Origin of the sequence: Massilia sp. CT11-108 (assembly GCF_047302915.1) — a bacterium.
Taxonomy (GTDB): domain Bacteria; phylum Pseudomonadota; class Gammaproteobacteria; order Burkholderiales; family Burkholderiaceae_D; genus Telluria; species Telluria orientalis.
The window spans coordinates 1-747 of sequence record NZ_JBKYMO010001087.1 but is presented as its reverse complement, the minus strand read 5'-3'; the positions used below and the strand labels follow the sequence as shown (position 1 = coordinate 747).

Below are 747 nucleotides of genomic sequence, written 5' to 3'. Positions count from 1 at the left end.
ACCACACCCAACGCAACCAACAGCGGCCACACGACCTCGGCCGCGCGCGCGGGGCGCCGCGGGGCGCGAGCGGACGTCCCGCGAGCCACGACCCGAATGTGCGGATGCCCGCGAACACGCTTTCCGCCAGGTGCCGGCTCGCATGCGGATAGCGGCTCGTCCACGTGTAGCGGGCGAGCGCGCCGCGCGGCTCCAGGCGCGAGCGTCCGAGGTCGTGTGCCAGCTGTTCGTAGCGTTGCGTCTGATCCAGCGCCTGGCCGATGTCGCGGCAGGCCAGCAGCACGAGGCCGTACACGCTGTACGTGCCGGGCCGCACGCGCTCGCCCACGTGCAGGCCGAAATGCGGATCGCCCGCGAGGCGGCTGCCCGCGTCCAGCAGGGCGATGTAGTCGGCGGCCGGCAGCGGGTCCGATGCGATGGCGGCGAGACCGGCGCTTGATGCCAGCGCGGCCGCGTCGATACCGCGCGCGGCGGCCGTCTCCAGCAGCGGCTGCAGGTAGGCCGCGGTGACCCGGGGCGGCGTGGCTGGCATGTTCGAACAAGCGCTTGGCATGAATCCGCAATACTGTCGTGATGACGCAAGGCAGTATAGCCGCAGGATGAACACCGTGTACGGAGAAAAGAACCAATGCGACGCTGGAACGGCTGGGGAGACGATACGATCGAGGTGGCGCTGGGCGAGCCCGCGCTGGATTTCCTGCGCGGGCAGGTCGCTGTCACATATACACATCAGACCCTGCCGACCAA

General features: G+C 69.7%; 1 protein-coding gene. It reads right to left on the bottom strand.

What is annotated here, in order from left to right:
• Positions 1–532: AraC family transcriptional regulator ligand-binding domain-containing protein (locus ACEN88_RS33305; protein ID WP_413346597.1), on the bottom strand; the 532-nt coding region annotated here is incomplete at its 3' end.
• Between the last annotated feature and the right edge of the window lie 215 nt (positions 533–747).